At 67.5% G+C, this 17,805-nt stretch carries 27 protein-coding genes; 25 read left to right on the forward strand and 2 right to left on the reverse strand.

Translation table 11 applies throughout. The annotated features are described in order from the left end of the window. Positions 1-66 precede the first annotated feature (66 nt). Positions 67-1,713, reverse strand: coding sequence for a transporter (locus ACIHEI_RS14500; protein WP_396606850.1), 1,647 nt, complete (start codon positions 1,711-1,713; stop codon positions 67-69). Next, positions 1,710-2,489, reverse strand: coding sequence for an ABC transporter ATP-binding protein (locus tag ACIHEI_RS14505; RefSeq protein WP_392949503.1), 780 nt, complete (start codon positions 2,487-2,489; stop codon positions 1,710-1,712). Before ACIHEI_RS14505 ends, ACIHEI_RS14500 begins: the two co-directional genes overlap by 4 nt. 288 nt (positions 2,490-2,777) lie before the next feature. Here ACIHEI_RS14505 and ACIHEI_RS14510 point away from each other — a divergent pair, with 288 nt between their 5' ends. The 25 genes from ACIHEI_RS14510 (at position 2,778) to rpmD (ending at position 17,804) form a co-directional block, all read left to right on the forward strand. Then, positions 2,778-3,263 (forward strand): DUF1707 and DUF4190 domain-containing protein, encoded by a 486-nt coding sequence (locus tag ACIHEI_RS14510; protein ID WP_396606963.1) that lies wholly within the window; start codon positions 2,778-2,780, stop codon positions 3,261-3,263. Between the two features lie 313 nt (positions 3,264-3,576). Continuing rightward, on the forward strand, positions 3,577-3,948 hold the full coding sequence (gene rpsL / locus ACIHEI_RS14515; RefSeq protein WP_014144289.1) for a 30S ribosomal protein S12: 372 nt from the start codon (positions 3,577-3,579) through the stop codon (positions 3,946-3,948). A 2-nt stretch (positions 3,949-3,950) separates the two neighbouring features. Beyond that, entirely contained in the window at positions 3,951-4,421 is a 471-nt protein-coding gene (rpsG, locus tag ACIHEI_RS14520; protein ID WP_030457432.1) for a 30S ribosomal protein S7, read from the forward strand. A 39-nt stretch (positions 4,422-4,460) separates the two neighbouring features. Then, positions 4,461-6,566, forward strand: coding sequence for an elongation factor G (gene fusA, locus ACIHEI_RS14525; RefSeq protein WP_387644446.1), 2,106 nt, complete (start codon positions 4,461-4,463; stop codon positions 6,564-6,566). A gap of 199 nt (positions 6,567-6,765) precedes the next feature. Next, positions 6,766-7,959, forward strand: a complete 1,194-nt coding sequence (tuf, locus tag ACIHEI_RS14530; protein ID WP_030457430.1) for an elongation factor Tu — start codon at positions 6,766-6,768, stop codon at positions 7,957-7,959. Between the two features lie 503 nt (positions 7,960-8,462). Continuing rightward, positions 8,463-8,771: a 30S ribosomal protein S10 gene (gene rpsJ / locus ACIHEI_RS14535; protein ID WP_012785157.1), complete on the forward strand. Its 309-nt coding sequence runs from the start codon at positions 8,463-8,465 to the stop codon at positions 8,769-8,771. A gap of 14 nt (positions 8,772-8,785) precedes the next feature. Then, positions 8,786-9,433 carry a 50S ribosomal protein L3 gene (rplC, locus tag ACIHEI_RS14540; protein ID WP_100587175.1) on the forward strand — a complete coding sequence of 216 codons (648 nt, stop codon included), beginning with the start codon at positions 8,786-8,788 and terminating at the stop codon, positions 9,431-9,433. 5 nt (positions 9,434-9,438) lie between these two features. Beyond that, complete coding sequence (gene rplD, locus ACIHEI_RS14545) at positions 9,439-10,116, forward strand: 50S ribosomal protein L4 (RefSeq protein WP_387644451.1); 678 nt, start codon at positions 9,439-9,441, stop codon at positions 10,114-10,116. Beyond that, a complete protein-coding gene (gene rplW, locus ACIHEI_RS14550) occupies positions 10,116-10,433 on the forward strand; it encodes a 50S ribosomal protein L23 (RefSeq protein ID WP_100587177.1) in 318 nt (105 codons plus the stop codon). The genes rplD and rplW overlap by 1 nt, the downstream gene beginning before the upstream one ends. A 44-nt stretch (positions 10,434-10,477) precedes the next feature. Further along, positions 10,478-11,314, forward strand: coding sequence for a 50S ribosomal protein L2 (gene rplB / locus ACIHEI_RS14555; RefSeq protein WP_043914588.1), 837 nt, complete (start codon positions 10,478-10,480; stop codon positions 11,312-11,314). Positions 11,315-11,325: 11 nt separating this feature from the next. Then, the gene (gene rpsS / locus ACIHEI_RS14560) at positions 11,326-11,607 is read left to right on the forward strand and encodes a 30S ribosomal protein S19 (protein WP_043914586.1); all 282 of its coding nucleotides are present in this window, start codon (positions 11,326-11,328) and stop codon (positions 11,605-11,607) included. Positions 11,608-11,666: 59 nt separating this feature from the next. Next, positions 11,667-12,014, forward strand: coding sequence for a 50S ribosomal protein L22 (gene rplV, locus ACIHEI_RS14565; protein WP_014136282.1), 348 nt, complete (start codon positions 11,667-11,669; stop codon positions 12,012-12,014). After that, positions 12,014-12,847 carry a 30S ribosomal protein S3 gene (gene rpsC / locus ACIHEI_RS14570; RefSeq protein ID WP_387644456.1) on the forward strand — a complete coding sequence of 278 codons (834 nt, stop codon included), beginning with the start codon at positions 12,014-12,016 and terminating at the stop codon, positions 12,845-12,847. Before rplV ends, rpsC begins: the two co-directional genes overlap by 1 nt. A 5-nt stretch (positions 12,848-12,852) precedes the next feature. Then, on the forward strand, positions 12,853-13,272 hold the full coding sequence (gene rplP / locus ACIHEI_RS14575) for a 50S ribosomal protein L16 (RefSeq protein ID WP_030457415.1): 420 nt from the start codon (positions 12,853-12,855) through the stop codon (positions 13,270-13,272). Further along, positions 13,272-13,496, forward strand: a complete 225-nt coding sequence (gene rpmC, locus ACIHEI_RS14580) for a 50S ribosomal protein L29 (RefSeq protein WP_030457414.1) — start codon at positions 13,272-13,274, stop codon at positions 13,494-13,496. The genes rplP and rpmC overlap by 1 nt, the downstream gene beginning before the upstream one ends. After that, positions 13,496-13,768, forward strand: a complete 273-nt coding sequence (rpsQ, locus tag ACIHEI_RS14585) for a 30S ribosomal protein S17 (protein ID WP_014136278.1) — start codon at positions 13,496-13,498, stop codon at positions 13,766-13,768. Before rpmC ends, rpsQ begins: the two co-directional genes overlap by 1 nt. Before the next feature lie 102 nt (positions 13,769-13,870). Further along, on the forward strand, positions 13,871-14,242 hold the full coding sequence (rplN, locus tag ACIHEI_RS14590) for a 50S ribosomal protein L14 (protein ID WP_030300391.1): 372 nt from the start codon (positions 13,871-13,873) through the stop codon (positions 14,240-14,242). A gap of 15 nt (positions 14,243-14,257) precedes the next feature. Next, a complete protein-coding gene (rplX, locus tag ACIHEI_RS14595) occupies positions 14,258-14,569 on the forward strand; it encodes a 50S ribosomal protein L24 (RefSeq protein ID WP_035872243.1) in 312 nt (103 codons plus the stop codon). Beyond that, positions 14,569-15,138, forward strand: coding sequence for a 50S ribosomal protein L5 (gene rplE, locus ACIHEI_RS14600; RefSeq protein WP_392949493.1), 570 nt, complete (start codon positions 14,569-14,571; stop codon positions 15,136-15,138). The genes rplX and rplE overlap by 1 nt, the downstream gene beginning before the upstream one ends. A gap of 3 nt (positions 15,139-15,141) precedes the next feature. Then, positions 15,142-15,327: a type Z 30S ribosomal protein S14 gene (locus ACIHEI_RS14605; RefSeq protein ID WP_008747480.1), complete on the forward strand. Its 186-nt coding sequence runs from the start codon at positions 15,142-15,144 to the stop codon at positions 15,325-15,327. A gap of 269 nt (positions 15,328-15,596) precedes the next feature. Further along, a complete protein-coding gene (rpsH, locus tag ACIHEI_RS14610) occupies positions 15,597-16,004 on the forward strand; it encodes a 30S ribosomal protein S8 (protein WP_043914570.1) in 408 nt (135 codons plus the stop codon). Between the two features lie 22 nt (positions 16,005-16,026). Then, entirely contained in the window at positions 16,027-16,566 is a 540-nt protein-coding gene (gene rplF, locus ACIHEI_RS14615) for a 50S ribosomal protein L6 (protein WP_392949489.1), read from the forward strand. A 3-nt stretch (positions 16,567-16,569) separates the two neighbouring features. Next, positions 16,570-16,953, forward strand: coding sequence for a 50S ribosomal protein L18 (gene rplR / locus ACIHEI_RS14620; protein ID WP_073807939.1), 384 nt, complete (start codon positions 16,570-16,572; stop codon positions 16,951-16,953). A gap of 48 nt (positions 16,954-17,001) precedes the next feature. Then, on the forward strand, positions 17,002-17,622 hold the full coding sequence (rpsE, locus tag ACIHEI_RS14625) for a 30S ribosomal protein S5 (protein WP_043914567.1): 621 nt from the start codon (positions 17,002-17,004) through the stop codon (positions 17,620-17,622). Further along, positions 17,622-17,804 carry a 50S ribosomal protein L30 gene (gene rpmD / locus ACIHEI_RS14630; protein ID WP_014136270.1) on the forward strand — a complete coding sequence of 61 codons (183 nt, stop codon included), beginning with the start codon at positions 17,622-17,624 and terminating at the stop codon, positions 17,802-17,804. The genes rpsE and rpmD overlap by 1 nt, the downstream gene beginning before the upstream one ends. Position 17,805 lies beyond the last annotated feature (1 nt).

The raw sequence follows: 17,805 nt of genomic DNA on the forward strand, positions 1-17,805 counted from the left end.
GTGCGCACGGGTCGGCCCCGGGCGCGCACGCATGATAGCGGCGGGCCCGGGGCCGGAAGGGGACGGTCAGCGCTCGATCACCCGGGCGAGGACCTCCGGCAGCCGCTTGATCAGCCCGCCGGACGCCACCCGGATGCCAAGCAGGGCCATCCCGGCCCCGTACAGCACGCCGACCGGCAGGATCGGCCAGGGCGACTGGTGCGAGATCAGCAGGATGCCGAGGGCGATGCCGATCGGCGCGCAGCCCAGCGAGACGCCGATCATCGAACCGAAGGCGTTGAGCATCACCACGCCGTTCTGCCCGGGCGCGGCGCTGCGCATCGGGTTGCCGTCGGCGGGCACCGCGTACGGGGCGTACACGCTGATCACGGCGCCCAGGCCGACGCTGGTGCCGAGGGCGGCGAAGGACACGCCGAGCGCGGGCGCGAGTTCCGCCCACTTGCCGGTGACGGCAGCCAGCACCGGGCCGACCAGCAGCAGCACGAGGACGCCCTGGGCGAGGATGGCGTACACCCGGCCGCGCAGTTCGTCGCGGGCGTCCCGACGGGTGATCAGGGTGGAGGCGACCATCCAGAACCCGGAGCCGTCCATGCCGAACAGGTTGGCGGACTGCAGGCCGAGCATCAGCCCGCCGATCGCGATCACGTACACCGAGCCCCAGCCCTGGACCACCGACATCGCCGCGATCACGCAGGTCATGCCGATGCCGGTGAAGATCGCCGCCTTGGCGCGGGGCTCGCGCCAGGTGTACCGCAGGTGCCGCTGGGCGACGGTGCCGGCCCGGCCGGCGGGCAGCAGCCGCCAGGCGCGGGAGCCCGAACCGGAGTGCACCGAGGAGGTCGCCACCAGGGTGGAGGCGTCGCCGGAGACCATCAGGGCCTGCAGGCTGCGCAGCCACCAGCGCAGCAGCACCGTCAGCAGGCCGGCGGCGAGCGCGAGTTGCAGCGCCGCGACCAGGTAGGAGCCCTCGCCGGCCGAGCGCACCGCGTCGATCGCGGAGACCGGCGGGATCCAGCGCAGCACCGAGGCGTACGGGTGCAGCACCGACAGATCGAGGCCCTGGTCGGGGCTCCGGAAGGAGCTCTGCATGCCCAGGTTGCCGAGCTGGATCAGCACCGCGAACAGCAGGCCGCCGAAGATCGCGAAGTCCTTGCCGCGCCGGCTGGACAGCAGCCGGGCATTGGCGGCGGCCACCGAGCGGCTCAGCGCGATCACCACCAGCAGGGTGAGCGGCACCGCGAGCACCGCGACGGCGGCGGACGCGGCGCCCTGCCCGGCGGTGACGGCGGCGCCGATCAGCAGCAGCAGGCCGACCAGCGGGCCGGGTCCGACCAGGCTGCCGATCAGGGTGCCGCGCAGCAGGGCGCGCGGGCGCAGCGGCAGCATGGTGAGCCGGGTCGGGTCGGCGCTCTCGTCGCCGGCGAAGAAGAACAGCGGCATGGCGGCCCAGCTGACGGCCAGTCCGGCGGTGAGCATCACGGCGACGTCGGCGGCGCCCGCGTGCCCGCGCAGCACCACCATTCCGGCGGCCGTGGACACGCCGAACAGCAGCCCGAGGCAGGTGCCGGCCAGGTAGCCGGCGGCCCGGCCGGGGCTGCGCCGCAGCCCGTTGCGCAGCAGCCGGACCTTGAGCGAGACCAGCGTGCGGACGACGGCCCGGTCGTCGGCGGTGGGGGAGACGGTGGGGGAGGTGGTGGGGGAGGTGGTGCTCACCGGTGGCCCCCGCCGAGCCAGCCGAGCGCGTGCCCGTCGTCCTCGCGGACGCCGATCAGTCCGAGGAACGCCTGCTGCAGCGAGGTCTCGCCACGCACCTGGTCGAGCGGCCCGGCGGCGACCACCCGCCCGGCGTTGACCACGGCGACCCAGTCGCACAGCGACTCGACGAGTTCCATGACGTGGCTGGAGAACACCACCGTGGAGCCGGAGGCGGCGTACCGGGTGAGCACGCCGCGGATGGTCTGCGCGGACACCGGGTCGACGCCCTCGAACGGCTCGTCCAGGAACAGCACGTCGGGGTTGTGCAGCAGCGCCGCGGCCAGGCCGATCTTCTTGCGCATGCCGGTGGAGTAGTCGGCGACCAGCTTGTCGGCGGAGCCGGTCAGGTCGAGCACGGCCAGCAGTTCCTCGGCGCGCCGGTCGGTCTCCGGGCCGGGCAGGCCGCGCAACCGCCCGTTGTACTGGAGCAGTTCGCGTCCGCTCAGGCGCTCGAACATCCGCAGGCCCTCGGGCAGGATGCCGATCCGGGACTTGACCGCGACCGGGTCCTGCCAGACGTCGGCGCCGTATATCAGCACGGTGCCCTGGTCGGGCCGGAGCAGGCCGGTGACCATCGACAGCGTGGTGGTCTTGCCGGCGCCGTTGGGGCCGACCAGTCCGATGAACGAGCCGGCCGGAAGGTCGAGGTTGAGTCCGGCGACGGCGGTCTGCGCACCGAAGCGCTTCCACAGGTCGCGGATCGAGACAGCGGGCGGCGTGATGGTCGCCTCCATGGCGGGTGGTCTCCTTGTCGGGTCGGTCCCTGGCCGGTCCGCTCGACCCTATGATCATTTCTTTACCTTTCCATCCCCCATGTGGCGGTATTGCCCCTTACGGGAGCGACAGTTCGCCGGTCACCCGCCGCACCTCGGCAACTACCCGGACCCGCCGTTCGTCCTGCATCCTGAGAAGCGCGCGCGCAGCGCGGGGAACGGGAGGTGGCCGCGATGACCGGTCAGTGGGGAACGCCGGCGCCGTACGGGCAGCAGCCCTGGCACCCGGCGCCGACGCCGCAGTCCGCGATGCGCGCCGCGCACGCCGACCGCGAGCGCACCGTGGACGTGCTGAAGGCCGCCTACGCCGAGGGCCGGATCACCGCCGACGAGTACGAGCACCGCCTGACCTCCGCCCACCAGGCCGCCACCTACGGCCAGTTGTCCGTGCTGGTCGCCGACCTGCCGTCCGGGCCGATGGTCGCCCCGTTCGGCGCCCCCGTCCCGGCGACCTTCATGCCGCTGCCCCCACCGCTGCTCCCGCCGCCCGTCCCGCCGCGCAACGGCCTGGCGACGGCCTCGGCGATCCTCGGCAGCCTGACGCTGTTCACCGGTGGCATCACCGGCCTGCCCGCCGTGATCACCGGCCACATCGCCCGCTCGCAGATCCGCCGCACCAAGGAGGACGGCGACGGCCTGGCGATCCTGGGGCTGGTGTTCGGCTGGCTCTCGATCGCCGGCTGGGCGCTGTTCTTCCTGCTGGTGGTCATGATGGCGAGCAGCGGGCCGCACTGAGCGCGGGGCCGCCGTGCCTGGTCCGGGCGGTGCCCGGCCCGGCGCGCCCCATTTGTTTTGACCGCCGCCTGTGCGCTAGGTACGCTCTGACCTTGTGCCTGGGGTGTGCCCGGGTCCTTGTGCGTGCCAGCAGACCGGCCGCCGTAGCGGAGACTCCACCCGCTCGGCCTGTGCCGATGACGCAGCTCAGCTCGGGATTCCGTGATTCTTCCCCCGAAGAAGGCCCAACACGCCCGACCGCGTGGGTCGGAGGGTGTGGGCCACACCGCAGGTTAGTTCCACCAAGCCTTGGCACACAGAAAACGGAGAAACGGTGCCTACGATCCAGCAGCTGGTCCGAAAGGGCCGGCAGGACAAGGTCGAGAAGAACAAGACGCCCGCACTGAAGGGTTCGCCCCAGCGTCGCGGCGTCTGCACGCGTGTGTACACGACCACCCCGAAGAAGCCGAACTCGGCTCTCCGCAAGGTCGCCCGTGTGCGCCTCACCAGCGGGATCGAGGTCACCGCTTACATTCCGGGCGAGGGCCACAACCTGCAGGAGCACTCCATCGTGCTGGTCCGCGGTGGCCGTGTGAAGGACCTTCCTGGTGTCCGCTACAAGATCATCCGCGGTTCGCTCGACACCCAGGGTGTCAAGAACCGCAAGCAGGCTCGCAGCCGCTACGGCGCCAAGAAGGAGAAGTAAGAATGCCTCGTAAGGGCCCCGCCCCGAAGCGCCCGGTCATCATCGACCCGGTCTACGGCTCCCCGCTGGTGACCTCGCTGGTCAACAAGATCCTGCTGCACGGCAAGCGCTCCACCGCCGAGCGGATCGTCTACGGCGCCCTCGAGGGTGTCCGTGAGAAGACCGGCGCCGACCCGGTTGTCGCGCTGAAGCGCGCGCTGGAGAACGTCAAGCCGACCCTCGAGGTCAAGTCCCGCCGCGTCGGTGGCGCCACCTACCAGGTGCCGGTCGAGGTCCGTCCGGGCCGCGCCAACACCCTGGCGCTGCGCTGGCTGGTCGGTTACTCCCGCGCCCGTCGCGAGAAGACCATGACCGAGCGTCTGCTCAACGAGATCCTCGACGCCAGCAACGGTCTGGGCGCTTCCGTGAAGCGTCGCGAGGACACCCACAAGATGGCCGAGTCCAACAAGGCCTTCGCGCACTACCGCTGGTAGTCCGAACCCCGTCACTAGACAGAGAGAGAACGAGCCACCATGGCTGCAACCTCCCTTGACCTCGCCAAGGTCCGCAACATCGGGATCATGGCGCACATCGACGCGGGCAAGACCACCACCACCGAGCGGATCCTGTTCTACACCGGTGTGTCGTACAAGATCGGTGAGGTCCACGATGGCGCTGCCACCATGGACTGGATGGAGCAGGAGCAGGAGCGCGGCATCACCATCACGTCCGCCGCGACGACCTGCCACTGGACCCTCGACGGTGTTGAGAACACGATCAACATCATCGACACCCCGGGCCACGTCGACTTCACCGTCGAGGTGGAGCGCTCGCTGCGCGTCCTCGACGGTGGCGTGACCGTGTTCGACGGCGTCGCCGGTGTCGAGCCCCAGTCCGAGACCGTGTGGCGGCAGGCTGACCGCTACGGCGTCCCGCGCATCTGCTTCATCAACAAGCTGGACCGCACGGGCGCCAACTTCTTCTTCTGCGTGCAGACCATCGTGGACCGCCTCGGCGCCACCCCGCTGGTCATGCAGCTGCCGATCGGTGCCGAGGCCGACTTCACCGGCGTCGTCGACCTGGTGAAGATGAAGGCCCTGGTCTACTCGGCCGACGCCCCCAAGGGCGAGATGTACGACACCGTCGAGATCCCGGCCGACCTGGCCGAGCAGGCGGCGGAGTACCGCGAGGCCCTGATCGACACCGTGTCGAACATCAGCGACGAGGTGATGGAGCTCGCCCTCGAGGGCGAGGACATCCCCGAGGAGCTGCTGGTCGCCGCGATCCGCAAGGGCACCCTGGAGTCGTCCTTCACCCCGATCTTCTGCGGCTCCGCGTTCAAGAACAAGGGCGTTCAGCCCCTGCTCGACGCGGTCGTGAAGTACCTGCCGTCGCCGCTCGACATCGAGGGCATCGAGGGTACGAAGCCGGGCAACGACGAGGAGAAGATCGTCCGTCAGGCTTCTGACGACGAGCCGCTCGCCGCCCTCGCGTTCAAGATCATGTCTGACCCGCACCTGGGCAAGCTCACCTTCGTCCGCGTGTACTCCGGCCGCCTGGAGTCCGGCACCTCGGTGCTGAACTCCGTCAAGGGCAAGAAGGAGCGCATCGGCAAGATCTACCGCATGCACGCGAACAAGCGTGAGGAGATCGACTCGGTGGGCGCCGGCGACATCATCGCCGTCATGGGCCTGAAGCAGACCACCACCGGTGAGACGCTGTCCGACGAGAAGCAGCCGGTCATCCTGGAGTCCATGGACTTCCCGGCCCCGGTCATCCGCGTCGCGATCGAGCCCAAGTCCAAGGGCGACCAGGAGAAGCTGGGTGTCGCCATCCAGCGCCTGGCCGAGGAGGACCCGTCCTTCCAGGTCAACACCGACGAAGAGACCGGCCAGACCATCATCGCGGGTATGGGCGAGCTGCACCTCGAGGTGCTGGTCGACCGTATGCGCCGTGAGTTCAAGGTCGAGGCCAACGTCGGCAAGCCGCAGGTCGCGTACCGCGAGACGATCCGCAAGGCCGTCGAGCGTATCGACTACACGCACAAGAAGCAGACCGGTGGCTCCGGCCAGTTCGCGAAGATCCAGATCGCGATCGAGCCGCTCGAGTCCGGCGAGGGCTACGAGTTCCTCAACAAGGTCACCGGTGGCCGCGTCCCGCGCGAGTACATCCCGTCGGTCGACGCCGGTTGCCAGGAGGCCATGGAGTTCGGCGTTCTCGCCGGTTACCCGCTCCAGGGCGTTCGCGTGACCCTGCTCGACGGTGCGGCGCACGACGTCGACTCGTCCGAGCTCGCGTTCAAGATCGCCGGTTCCATGGCGTTCAAGGAAGGTGCCCGCAAGGCGTCGCCGGCTCTGCTCGAGCCGATGATGGCCGTCGAGGTCACCACCCCCGAGGACTACATGGGCGACGTGATCGGCGACATCAACTCCCGCCGTGGCCAGATCCGGGCCATGGAGGAGCGTCACGGTGCCCGCGTCGTCAAGGCGCTGGTGCCGCTCTCCGAGATGTTCGGCTACGTCGGTGACCTGCGCAGCAAGACCTCTGGTCGCGCAAGCTACTCGATGCAGTTCGACTCGTACGCCGAGGTTCCGCGGAACGTGGCGGACGACATCATCGCCAAGGCCAAGGGCGAGTGACGTCCCGGTAATCGGGATGAATCAGACCCTTTAGGCTAGAAGGAGGGCACCCGGACGTCACCCGTCCGGGTTCCGCCCGGGAGCCCTCCGGCACCCCCACCCGCGGGACGGCATGGGGCGCGACCAGCGCCCCGTTCCAAACCCGATCCAGACCAACTGACGTCGTACGGCGTACAGAACTGTCCTCAGGAGGACTGCAGTGGCGAAGGCGAAGTTCGAGCGGACGAAGCCCCACGTCAACATCGGCACCATCGGTCACATCGACCACGGTAAGACCACGCTGACCGCGGCCATCACCAAGGTGCTGCACGACGCGTACCCGGACATCAACCCCTTCACGCCGTTCGACCAGATCGACAAGGCGCCGGAGGAGCGTCAGCGCGGTATCACCATCTCGATCGCGCACGTCGAGTACCAGACCGAGGCGCGTCACTACGCCCACGTCGACTGCCCGGGTCACGCGGACTACATCAAGAACATGATCACCGGTGCGGCCCAGATGGACGGTGCGATCCTCGTCGTCGCCGCCACCGACGGCCCGATGCCGCAGACCAAGGAGCACGTCCTCCTGGCCCGCCAGGTCGGCGTCCCCTACATCGTTGTCGCCCTGAACAAGGCCGACATGGTGGACGACGAGGAGATCCTGGAGCTCGTCGAGCTCGAGGTCCGTGAGCTCCTCTCCGAGTACGAGTTCCCGGGCGACGACCTGCCGGTCGTCCGCGTCTCCGCGCTGAAGGCGCTGGAGGGCGACAAGGAGTGGGGCGAGAAGCTCCTCGGCCTGATGCACGCGGTCGACGAGGCCATCCCGACCCCGGCTCGCCTCACCGACCAGCCGTTCCTGATGCCGATCGAGGACGTCTTCACGATCACCGGTCGTGGCACCGTCGTCACCGGTCGTATCGAGCGTGGCATCCTCAAGGTCAACGAGACCGTCGACATCATCGGCATCAAGACCACCAAGACCACCACCACGGTCACCGGTATCGAGATGTTCCGCAAGCTGCTCGACGAGGGCCAGGCCGGTGAGAACGTCGGTCTGCTGCTCCGTGGCATCAAGCGCGAGGATGTCGAGCGCGGCCAGGTCATCATCAAGCCGGGTTCGGTTACCCCGCACACCGACTTCGAGGCCCAGGCCTACATCCTGTCGAAGGACGAGGGTGGCCGTCACACCCCGTTCTTCAACAACTACCGCCCGCAGTTCTACTTCCGTACCACGGACGTGACCGGCGTCGTGACCCTCCCCGAGGGCACCGAGATGGTCATGCCGGGCGACAACACCGCCATGACCGTCGCGCTGATCCAGCCCGTCGCCATGGAGGAGGGCCTGAAGTTCGCCATCCGTGAGGGTGGCCGCACCGTCGGCGCCGGCCAGGTCACCAAGATCGTCAAGTAATTGCCGATCTGACCTCTGGTCAACTGCAGGGCCCGGTCCGCTCCCGCGAGGGAGGGGGCCGGGCCCTCGGCATGTCCGGGGGCCGGCCGGCGCACCCGGTGTGACGTGCACTGCTGCGGGCGATACCGATTGGCGTATCGGCCGCAATCTGTGGCAGGATGACTGAGTTGCTCGGTTGAGTACCGATGCTGCGCGCCTCCCGTCGGGAGGACTGGAAGCGAGTCCCATGTACTCGTCGTTCCCGTGAATGGCCGTTCATGTGCCCACGTGCTGTGTATGGGTGCAGTGGTGTGTAAGCGACACCGCGGCAGCTGCGGGGCGAAAGTACGGGAATCTTCCGGGAAGCGTATGCGGGGTATCAGCCCGGCTCACCTCTCTCCAGCAGTTTGAAGCCGACGAATCTGTTCGCCGGTTTTTTGCAGGCGCGAGTGCGACACGCCCGAGCGCGGGGGTCGGAGGTGGGTCGCGAGGCAACGTACGACACAAAGGACTACGGAGTAGCCATGGCGGGACAGAAGATCCGCATCCGGCTCAAGGCCTACGACCACGAGGTCATCGACTCCTCGGCGAAGAAGATCGTCGAGACGGTGATCCGCACTGGTGCGCAGGTCGCGGGCCCGGTGCCGCTGCCCACTGAGAAGAACGTTTACTGCGTCATCCGCTCGCCGCACAAGTACAAGGACTCGCGCGAGCACTTCGAGATGCGCACTCACAAGCGTCTGATCGACATCCTCGACCCCACGCCGAAGACGGTTGACTCGCTGATGCGTCTCGACCTGCCGGCGGGCGTCGACATCGAGATCAAGCTCTGAGAGGCGCACCGAAGATGGCTAAGCAGATGAAGGGCATCCTGGGCGAGAAGCTCGGCATGACCCAGGTCTGGGACGAGAACAACCGGGTTGTCCCGGTGACCGTCGTCAAGGCTGGGCCCAATGTCGTGACCCAGGTCCACACCGCCGACAGCCCGGCCGGCTACGACGCCGTCCAGATCGGCTTCGGCGAGATCGACCCCCGCAAGGTGAACAAGCCCCTCCAGGGCCACTTCGCCAAGGCCGGTGTCACCCCCCGCCGCCACCTGGTCGAGCTGCGTACCTCGGACGCTTCCGAGTACACCCTGGGCCAGGAGATCACCGCTGAGCTGTTCGAGGCGGGTGTCAAGGTCGACGTGACCGGCACCTCCAAGGGCAAGGGCTTCGCCGGTGTCATGAAGCGTCACAACTTCAAGGGCCTCGGCGCCGGTCACGGCACCCAGCGCAAGCACCGTTCGCCCGGCTCCATCGGTGGCTGCGCCACCCCGGGTCGTGTGTTCAAGGGCATGCGCATGGCGGGTCGGATGGGTCACGAGCGCGTGACCACCCAGAACCTGACCGTGCACGCGGTCGACGCGGAGAAGGGTCTGCTGCTCATCAAGGGCGCGATCCCGGGTCCGAACGGCGGCCTCGTCCTCGTCCGCACCGCGGCGAAGGGGCTGTGAAGGATATGAGCACCATTGACATTCTGTCGCCGGCCGGCGACAAGGCCGGCAGCGTCGAGCTGCCCGCCGAGATCTTCGACGCCAAGGTCAGCGTTCCGCTGATGCACCAGGTCGTCGTCGCGCAGCTCGCTGCGGCCCGTCAGGGCACTCACAAGGTCAAGCGTCGTGGCGAGGTCCGTGGTGGCGGCAAGAAGCCGTACCGCCAGAAGGGCACCGGTCGCGCCCGCCAGGGTTCGACCCGCGCGCCGCAGTTCGCCGGTGGTGGCGTCGTGCACGGTCCCGTGCCGCGTGACTACTCGCAGCGGACCCCGAAGAAGATGATCGCCGCCGCCCTGCGCAGCGCGCTCACCGACCGGGCCCGTCACGAGCGCATCCACGTCGTGACCGGCGTGACCGCGACCGAGGCGCCGTCGACCAAGGCCGCCAAGGCCCTGTTCGGCAAGATCTCCGAGCGCAAGAACCTCCTCCTGGTGGTCGAGCGCGAGGACGAGCTGGGCATCCTGTCCGCTCGCAACCTGGCGAACGTGCACATCCTGGACGCCGGCCAGCTGAACACCTACGACGTGCTCGTCTCCGACGATGTGGTCTTCACCCAGGCCGCCTTCGAGCGTTTCGTGGCCGGTCCGGCCGCGTCCGCCAAGGCCGTTGCTGCTGAGGGCGAGCTCGAAGGGACTGCCGCCTGATGAGCGAGATCACCTCCAAGACGTTCACGGACCCCCGTGACGTCCTGATCAAGCCGGTCATCTCGGAGAAGAGCTACTCGCTCCTCGACGAGAACAAGTACACGTTCGTCGTGGCGCCGGGTGCCAACAAGACCCAGATCAAGCAGGCCGTCGAGTCGGTCTTCTCGGTCAAGGTCGAGGCCGTGAACACGCTGAACCGCCAGGGCAAGCGCAAGCGCTCCAAGACGGGCTTCGGCAAGCGCAAGGACACCAAGCGCGCGATCGTGACGCTGGCCGAGGGCAACCGCATCGACATCTTCGGTGGTCCGGTCTCCTGACGCCACGTCAGGGACTGCGATCGTCGTAAAGGACGAGGACAGAAATGGGTATCCGCAAGTACAAGCCGACTACGCCGGGCCGTCGTGGCTCGAGCGTGGCCGACTTCGTCGAAATCACGCGGTCCACGCCGGAGAAGTCGCTGGTTCGCCCGCTGCACAGCAAGGGCGGCCGTAACAACGCCGGTCGTGTCACTGCTCGCCACCAGGGTGGCGGCCACAAGCGCGCCTACCGTCTGATCGACTTCCGTCGTCACGACAAGGACGGCGTGCCGGCCAAGGTCGCTCACATCGAGTACGACCCCAACCGCACCGCGCGCATCGCGCTCCTGCACTACGCGGACGGCGAGAAGCGCTACATCATCGCCCCCCGTGGCGTTGCGCAGGGTGACCGGATCGAGAACGGCGCTGGCGCCGACATCAAGCCGGGCAACAACCTGCCGCTCCGCAACATCCCGGTCGGTACCACCATTCACGCGGTGGAGCTCCGTCCCGGCGGTGGCGCCAAGCTGGCCCGTTCCGCGGGTTCCGGCATTCAGCTGCTCGCCCGTGAGGGTCGCATGGCGCACCTGCGCATGCCCTCCGGTGAGATCCGCCTGGTGGACGCGCGCTGCCGCGCGACCGTCGGCGAGGTCGGCAACGCCGAGCAGTCGAACATCAACTGGGGCAAGGCCGGCCGTATGCGCTGGAAGGGCGTCCGCCCGACCGTGCGTGGTGTGGCCATGAACCCGATCGACCACCCGCACGGTGGTGGTGAGGGTAAGACCTCCGGTGGTCGCCACCCGGTCTCGCCGTGGGGCAAGCCCGAGGGCCGCACCCGTCGCCCGAACAAGGCGTCGGACAAGCTCATCGTGCGCCGCCGCAAGACCAACAAGAAGCGCTAGGAGCAGGTCAGATGCCGCGCAGTCTCAAGAAGGGCCCCTTCATCGACGGCCACCTTCAGAAGAAGGTGGACGTGCAGAACGAGGCGGGCACGCAGAACGTCATCAAGACCTGGTCCCGTCGTTCCGTGATCTCCCCGGCCATGCTCGGCCACACGATCGCGGTTCACGATGGCCGCAAGCACGTCCCGGTGTTCGTCACCGAGTCGATGGTCGGCCACAAGCTCGGCGAGTTCGCTCCCACGCGCACCTTCAAGGGGCACGTGAAGGAAGACCGCAAGTCGAAGCGTCGCTAATCGCTTCCGAGCTGTAGCGCCAGAACGACAAAGTGACTTACTCCATTAAGGGGACAACCATGGAAGCCAGGGCCCAGGCGCGGTACATCCGCGTCACGCCCATGAAGGCCCGCCGCGTGGTGGACCTCATCCGTGGCCTGCCGGCCACGGAGGCCCAGGCGGTCCTGCGTTTCGCTCCGCAGGCTGCCACCGTGCCGGTCGGCAAGGTGCTCAACAGCGCCATTGCCAACGCCGCGCACAACTACAACCACTCCAACGTGGACGACCTCTACATCTCCGAGGCGTACGTTGACGAGGGTCCGACCCTGAAGCGGTTCCGTCCGCGTGCCCAGGGCCGTGCCTACCGGATCCGCAAGCGGACCAGCCACATCACCGTGGTCGTCAGCAGCAAGGAAGGGACCCGGTAATGGGCCAGAAGGTTAACCCGCACGGGTTCCGCCTCGGCATCAGCACGGACTTCAAGTCCCGCTGGTACGCCGACAAGCTGTACAAGGACTACGTCAAGGAAGACGTCGCGATCCGTCGTCTCATGACGAAGGGCATGGAGCGCGCCGGCATCTCGAAGGTTGAGATCGAGCGCACCCGTGACCGCGTCCGCGTGGACATCCACACCGCCCGTCCGGGCATCGTGATCGGCCGCCGCGGCGCGGAGGCCGACAAGATCCGGGGCAACCTGGAGAAGCTGACCGGCAAGCAGGTCCAGCTGAACATCCTCGAGGTCAAGAACCCCGAGCTGGACGCCCAGCTCGTGGCTCAGGGCGTCGCGGAGCAGCTGTCCTCCCGTGTCTCCTTCCGTCGCGCCATGCGTAAGAGCATGCAGTCGACCATGAAGGCCGGCGCCAAGGGCATCAAGGTCCAGTGCTCCGGTCGTCTCGGCGGCGCCGAGATGAGCCGTTCGGAGTTCTACCGCGAAGGCCGTGTGCCGCTGCACACCCTGCGCGCGAACGTCGACTACGGCTTCTTCGAGGCCAAGACCACCTTCGGCCGCATCGGCGTGAAGGTCTGGATCTACAAGGGCGACGTCAAGAACATCGCCGAGGTCCGCGCTGAGAACGCCGCTGCCCGCTCCGGCAACCGTCCGGCCCGTCCCGAGGGCGGTCGTCCCGCTCGCGGTGGCGAGCGCCGCGGTGGCGAGCGCGGTGGCCGTGGCCGTCGTCCCGCCGCTGCTGCTGCCGAGGCTCAGGCCCCGGCTGCCGCCGCCGAGGCTCCGGCTGCTGAGAACACCGGAACGGAGGCCTGACCCCCATGCTGATCCCCCGTCGGGTCAAGCACCGCAAGCAGCACCACCCGAAGCGCCGCGGCGCTGCCAAGGGTGGCACCGAGCTGGCGTTCGGCCAGTTCGGCATCCAGGCCGTGACCCCGGCCTACGTGACGAACCGTCAGATCGAGTCCGCTCGTATCGCGATCACCCGTCACATCCGTCGTGGCGGCAAGGTCTGGATCAACATCTACCCGGACCGCCCGCTCACCAAGAAGCCGGCCGAAACCCGCATGGGTTCCGGTAAGGGTTCGCCGGAGTGGTGGATCGCGAACGTGCACCCGGGTCGGGTCATGTTCGAACTGTCGTACCCGAACGAGAAGATTGCCCGCGAGGCGCTCACGCGTGCCGCGCACAAGCTTCCGATGAAGTGCCGGATCGTTCGGCGCGAGGACGGTGAGAGCTGATGTCGGCCGCTACCAAGGCTGCTGAGCTTCGCGAACTGGACAACGAGGCCCTCGTTGCCAAGCTCCGTGAGGCCAAGGAGGAGCTGTTCAACCTCCGCTTCCAGGCGGCGACCGGGCAGCTCGACAACCACGGACGGCTCCGGCTGGTCCGTAAGGACATCGCGCGGATCTACACCCTGATGCGCGAGCGCGAGCTGGGCATCGAGACGGTGGAGAACGCCTGATGACTGAGAACACCAACGAGACGCGCGGTTTCCGCAAGACCCGCGAGGGTCTCGTCGTCAGCGACAAGATGGACAAGACCGTCGTCGTCGCCGTCGAGGACCGCGTCAAGCACGCGCTGTACGGCAAGGTCATCCGCCGTACCAACAAGCTGAAGGCGCACGACGAGCAGAACGCGTGCGGTGTCGGCGACCGTGTCCTCCTGATGGAGACCCGGCCGCTGTCCGCGACGAAGCGCTGGCGCGTCGTCGAGATCCTCGAGAAGGCCAAGTAACAAGGTTGTTCGCGGTACGGCCGTATGTGCACCAGGTCCCCAGGGACGCGGGTGTGAGCAGCGGCCGGCCCGTCAACACTTGTTGACGATCAGGAGAAAGCTGTGATCCAGCAGGAGTCGCGACTGCGCGTCGCCGACAACACGGGTGCGAAGGAAATCCTCTGCATCCGCGTTCTCGGTGGCTCCGGTCGCCGCTACGCCGGTATCGGCGACGTCATCGTCGCCACCGTCAAGGACGCGATCCCCGGCGGTTCGGTGAAGAAGGGCGACGTCGTGAAGTGCGTCGTCGTTCGCACCGTCAAGGAGCGCCGCCGTCCGGACGGCTCGTACATCCGTTTCGACGAGAACGCCGCTGTCGTTCTCAAGAACACCGATGGCGACCCCCGCGGTACCCGCATCTTCGGCCCGGTGGGCCGCGAGCTGCGCGACAAGAAGTTCATGAAGATCATCTCGCTGGCGCCGGAGGTGCTCTGACCCATGGCGAACAGCATGAAGATCAAGAAGGGTGACCTGGTCCAGGTCATCACCGGCAAGGACAAGGGCAAGCAGGGCAAGGTCATTCAGGCCATGCCGGCTGACAACAAGGTCCTGGTCGAGGGTGTCAACCGGGTCAAGAAGCACACCAAGCCGGGTCCCGGTACCCAGGGTGGCATCGTGACCGTCGAGGCCCCGGTGCACGTCTCCAACGTCCAGCTGGTCGTGGAGAAGGACGGCAAGAAGGTCGTTACCCGCGTCGGCTACCGCTTCGACGACCAGGGCAACAAGATCCGCGTTGCCAAGCGGACGGGTGAGGACATCTGATGTCTGAGACGACTGTTGAGAAGGTGGCCCCCCGCCTCAAGGAGAAGTACAACTCCGAGGTCAAGGGCCAGCTGAACGAGCAGTTCTCGTACGAGAACGTCATGCTGATCCCCGGCCTGGTCAAGGTCGTGGTCAACATGGGTGTCGGCGAGGCTGCCCGTGACAGCAAGCTGATCGAAGGTGCCATCAAGGACCTGACCGCGATCACCGGTCAGAAGCCGGCCGTCACCAAGGCCCGCAAGTCCATCGCGCAGTTCAAGCTGCGCGAGGGCCAGCCGATCGGTGCCCACGTCACCCTCCGTGGTGACCGCATGTGGGAGTTCGTGGACCGTCTGGTGTCGCTGGCTCTGCCGCGTATCCGTGACTTCCGCGGCCTCTCGCCGAAGCAGTTCGACGGCCGTGGCAACTACACCTTCGGTCTGACCGAGCAGGTCATGTTCCACGAGATCGACCAGGACAAGGTCGACCGTCAGCGCGGTATGGACATCACCGTCGTGACCACCGCTCAGACCGACGATGAGGGCCGGGCGCTGCTGCGCGCTCTGGGCTTCCCGTTCAAGGAGGCGTGAGCCATGGCGAAGAAGGCCCTGATCGCTAAGTCCGAGCGCAAGCCGAAGTTCGGCGTCCGGGCGTACACCCGGTGCCAGCGCTGCGGCCGTCCGCACTCGGTGTACCGCAAGTTCGGCCTGTGCCGTGTGTGCCTCCGTGAGATGGCGCACCGCGGCGAGCTGCCGGGCGTGACCAAGAGCTCCTGGTAATCCCTTACCAGCTGCTCTGACCAGCGAAGCAGTGTGCCCGACCCCCCGGCTTTTGGAGTCCCGCGAGGGATCCCGTAAGGTTGCGGGGTCGGGCCCCTGCCGCGGCGTCTTTTCCCGGACGTTCCGTGGCTCTCTGAGTGAGGGCTCGCGCAACCCAGTCTTACTACGACGTAGGTCCCCTGCGCTTGTGCCCCTTTCGCACTCTTTCACGAGTGCGCGGAGGGGGACCTGGTGCGGAGAAACCACGGCGAGAGAGGCCTGAGGCCACCATGACCATGACCGACCCGATCGCAGACATGCTCACTCGTCTGCGTAACGCGAACTCGGCGTACCACGACTCTGTCGTGATGCCGTCGAGCAAGATCAAGGCGCACGTCGCCGAGATCCTGCAGCAGGAGGGTTACATCTCCTCCTACAAGGTTGAGGACCCCACCGAGAACGAGGTCGGCAAGAAGCTGACCATCGAGCTCAAGTTCGGTCCGAACCGTGAGCGCTCCATCGCCGGCATCAAGCGCATCAGCAAGCCGGGTCTGCGTGTTTACGCAAAGTCCACCAACCTGCCGAAGGTTCTCGGCGGCCTGGGCGTGGCGATCATCTCCACGTCCTCCGGCCTCCTGACCGACAAGCAGGCCGCCAAGAAGGGCGTAGGCGGAGAAGTTCTCGCCTACGTCTGGTAATTCGGGAAACGGAGGTACAGCAATGTCGCGCATTGGACGGCTGCCCATCCAGGTTCCCGCTGGTGTGGACGTCACCATCGACGGCCAGACGGTCTCGGTGAAGGGCCCCAAGGGCTCGCTCACCCACGTCGTCGCCGCGCCGATCGAGATCGGCAAGGGCGAGGACGGCACTCTGGTCGTCACCCGCCCGAACGACGAGCGTCAGTCGAAGGCCCTGCACGGCCTGTCGCGCACGCTGGTGGCGAACATGATCACCGGCGTGACCGCGGGCTACCGCAAGTCGCTGGAGATCAGCGGTGTCGGTTACCGAGTCACGGCGAAGGGCTCCAACATGGAGTTCGCGCTGGGCTACAGCCACCCGATTCTGGTCGAGGCGCCGGAGGGCATCTCCTTCGTCGTCGAGTCGCCCACCAAGTTCCACGTGGACGGCACCGACAAGCAGAAGGTCGGCGAGATCGCCGCGAAGATCCGCAAGCTGCGCAAGCCCGACCCGTACAAGGCCAAGGGCGTCAAGTACGCGGGCGAGGTCATCCGCCGCAAGGTCGGAAAGAGTGGTAAGTAAGCGATGAGCGTCTCTGTCAAGATCGGCAAGGGCAACGCCTACAAGAACGCCGCCCGCAAGCGCCGCGCCATTCGCGTTCGTAAGCGCGTCGTCGGCACCGAGGTGCGTCCGCGCCTCGTCGTGACGCGTTCGAACCGCCACATGGTCGCCCAGGTCATCGACGACGCCAAGGGTCACACCCTGGCGTCGGCGTCCACCCTCGACGTGTCCATCAAGGGCGCCGAGGGCGACAAGACCGAGCTGGCCAAGAAGGTCGGAAGCCTGGTCGCCGAGCGCGCCAAGGCTGCCGGCGTCGAGTCGGTCGTCTTCGACCGCGCGGGCAACCGGTACGCCGGCCGCATCGCCGCTCTGGCGGACGCGGCTCGCGAGGCCGGGCTCGACTTCTAAGCCGCTCGTCGACTCTGTCGGCGGACGTAAACGAGAGAGGTAATTCCAATGGCTGGACCCCAGCGCCGCGAAGGCGGCGCCGGTCGCGGCACGGGTGGCGAGCGGCGCGACCGTAAGCGTGACGAGCGGGGCGGCGCCCCGGTCGCCGAGAAGACTGCTTACGTCGAGCGCGTCGTCGCGATCAACCGTGTCGCCAAGGTTGTCAAGGGTGGTCGTCGTTTCAGCTTCACCGCGCTGGTCGTGGTGGGCGACGGTGACGGCACCGTTGGTGTCGGCTACGGCAAGGCGAAGGAGGTTCCGGCCGCCATCGCCAAGGGTGTTGAGGAGGCCAAGAAGAACTTCTTCAAGGTCCCCCGTATCCAGGGCACCATCCCGCACCCGATCCAGGGCGAGAAGGCCGCCGGCGTCGTGCTGCTGAAGCCGGCGTCCCCCGGTACCGGTGTTATCGCCGGTGGCCCGGTGCGTGCCGTCCTGGAGTGCGCCGGCGTTCACGACATCCTGTCGAAGTCGCTCGGCTCGGACAACGCGATCAACATCGTGCACGCCACCGTGGCTGCTCTGAAGGGCCTCGTGCGCCCCGAGGAGATCGCCGCCCGTCGTGGCCTGCCCCTGGAGGACGTGGCCCCGGCCGCGCTGCTCCGGGCCCGTGCGGCTGGGGTGAGCGCCTGATGGCTCGCCTGAAGGTCACCCAGACCAAGTCGTACATCGGTAGCAAGCAGAACCACCGTGACACCCTCCGTTCGCTCGGCCTGAAGCGGCTGAACGACACCGTGGTGAAGGAGGACCGCCCGGAGATCCGCGGCATGGTCCACACCGTTCGCCACCTGGTCACGGTCGAGGAGGTGGACTGAA

The sequence above is a fragment of the Kitasatospora sp. NPDC051984 genome, from assembly GCF_044593455.1.
Taxonomy (GTDB): Bacteria; Actinomycetota; Actinomycetes; order Streptomycetales; family Streptomycetaceae; genus Kitasatospora.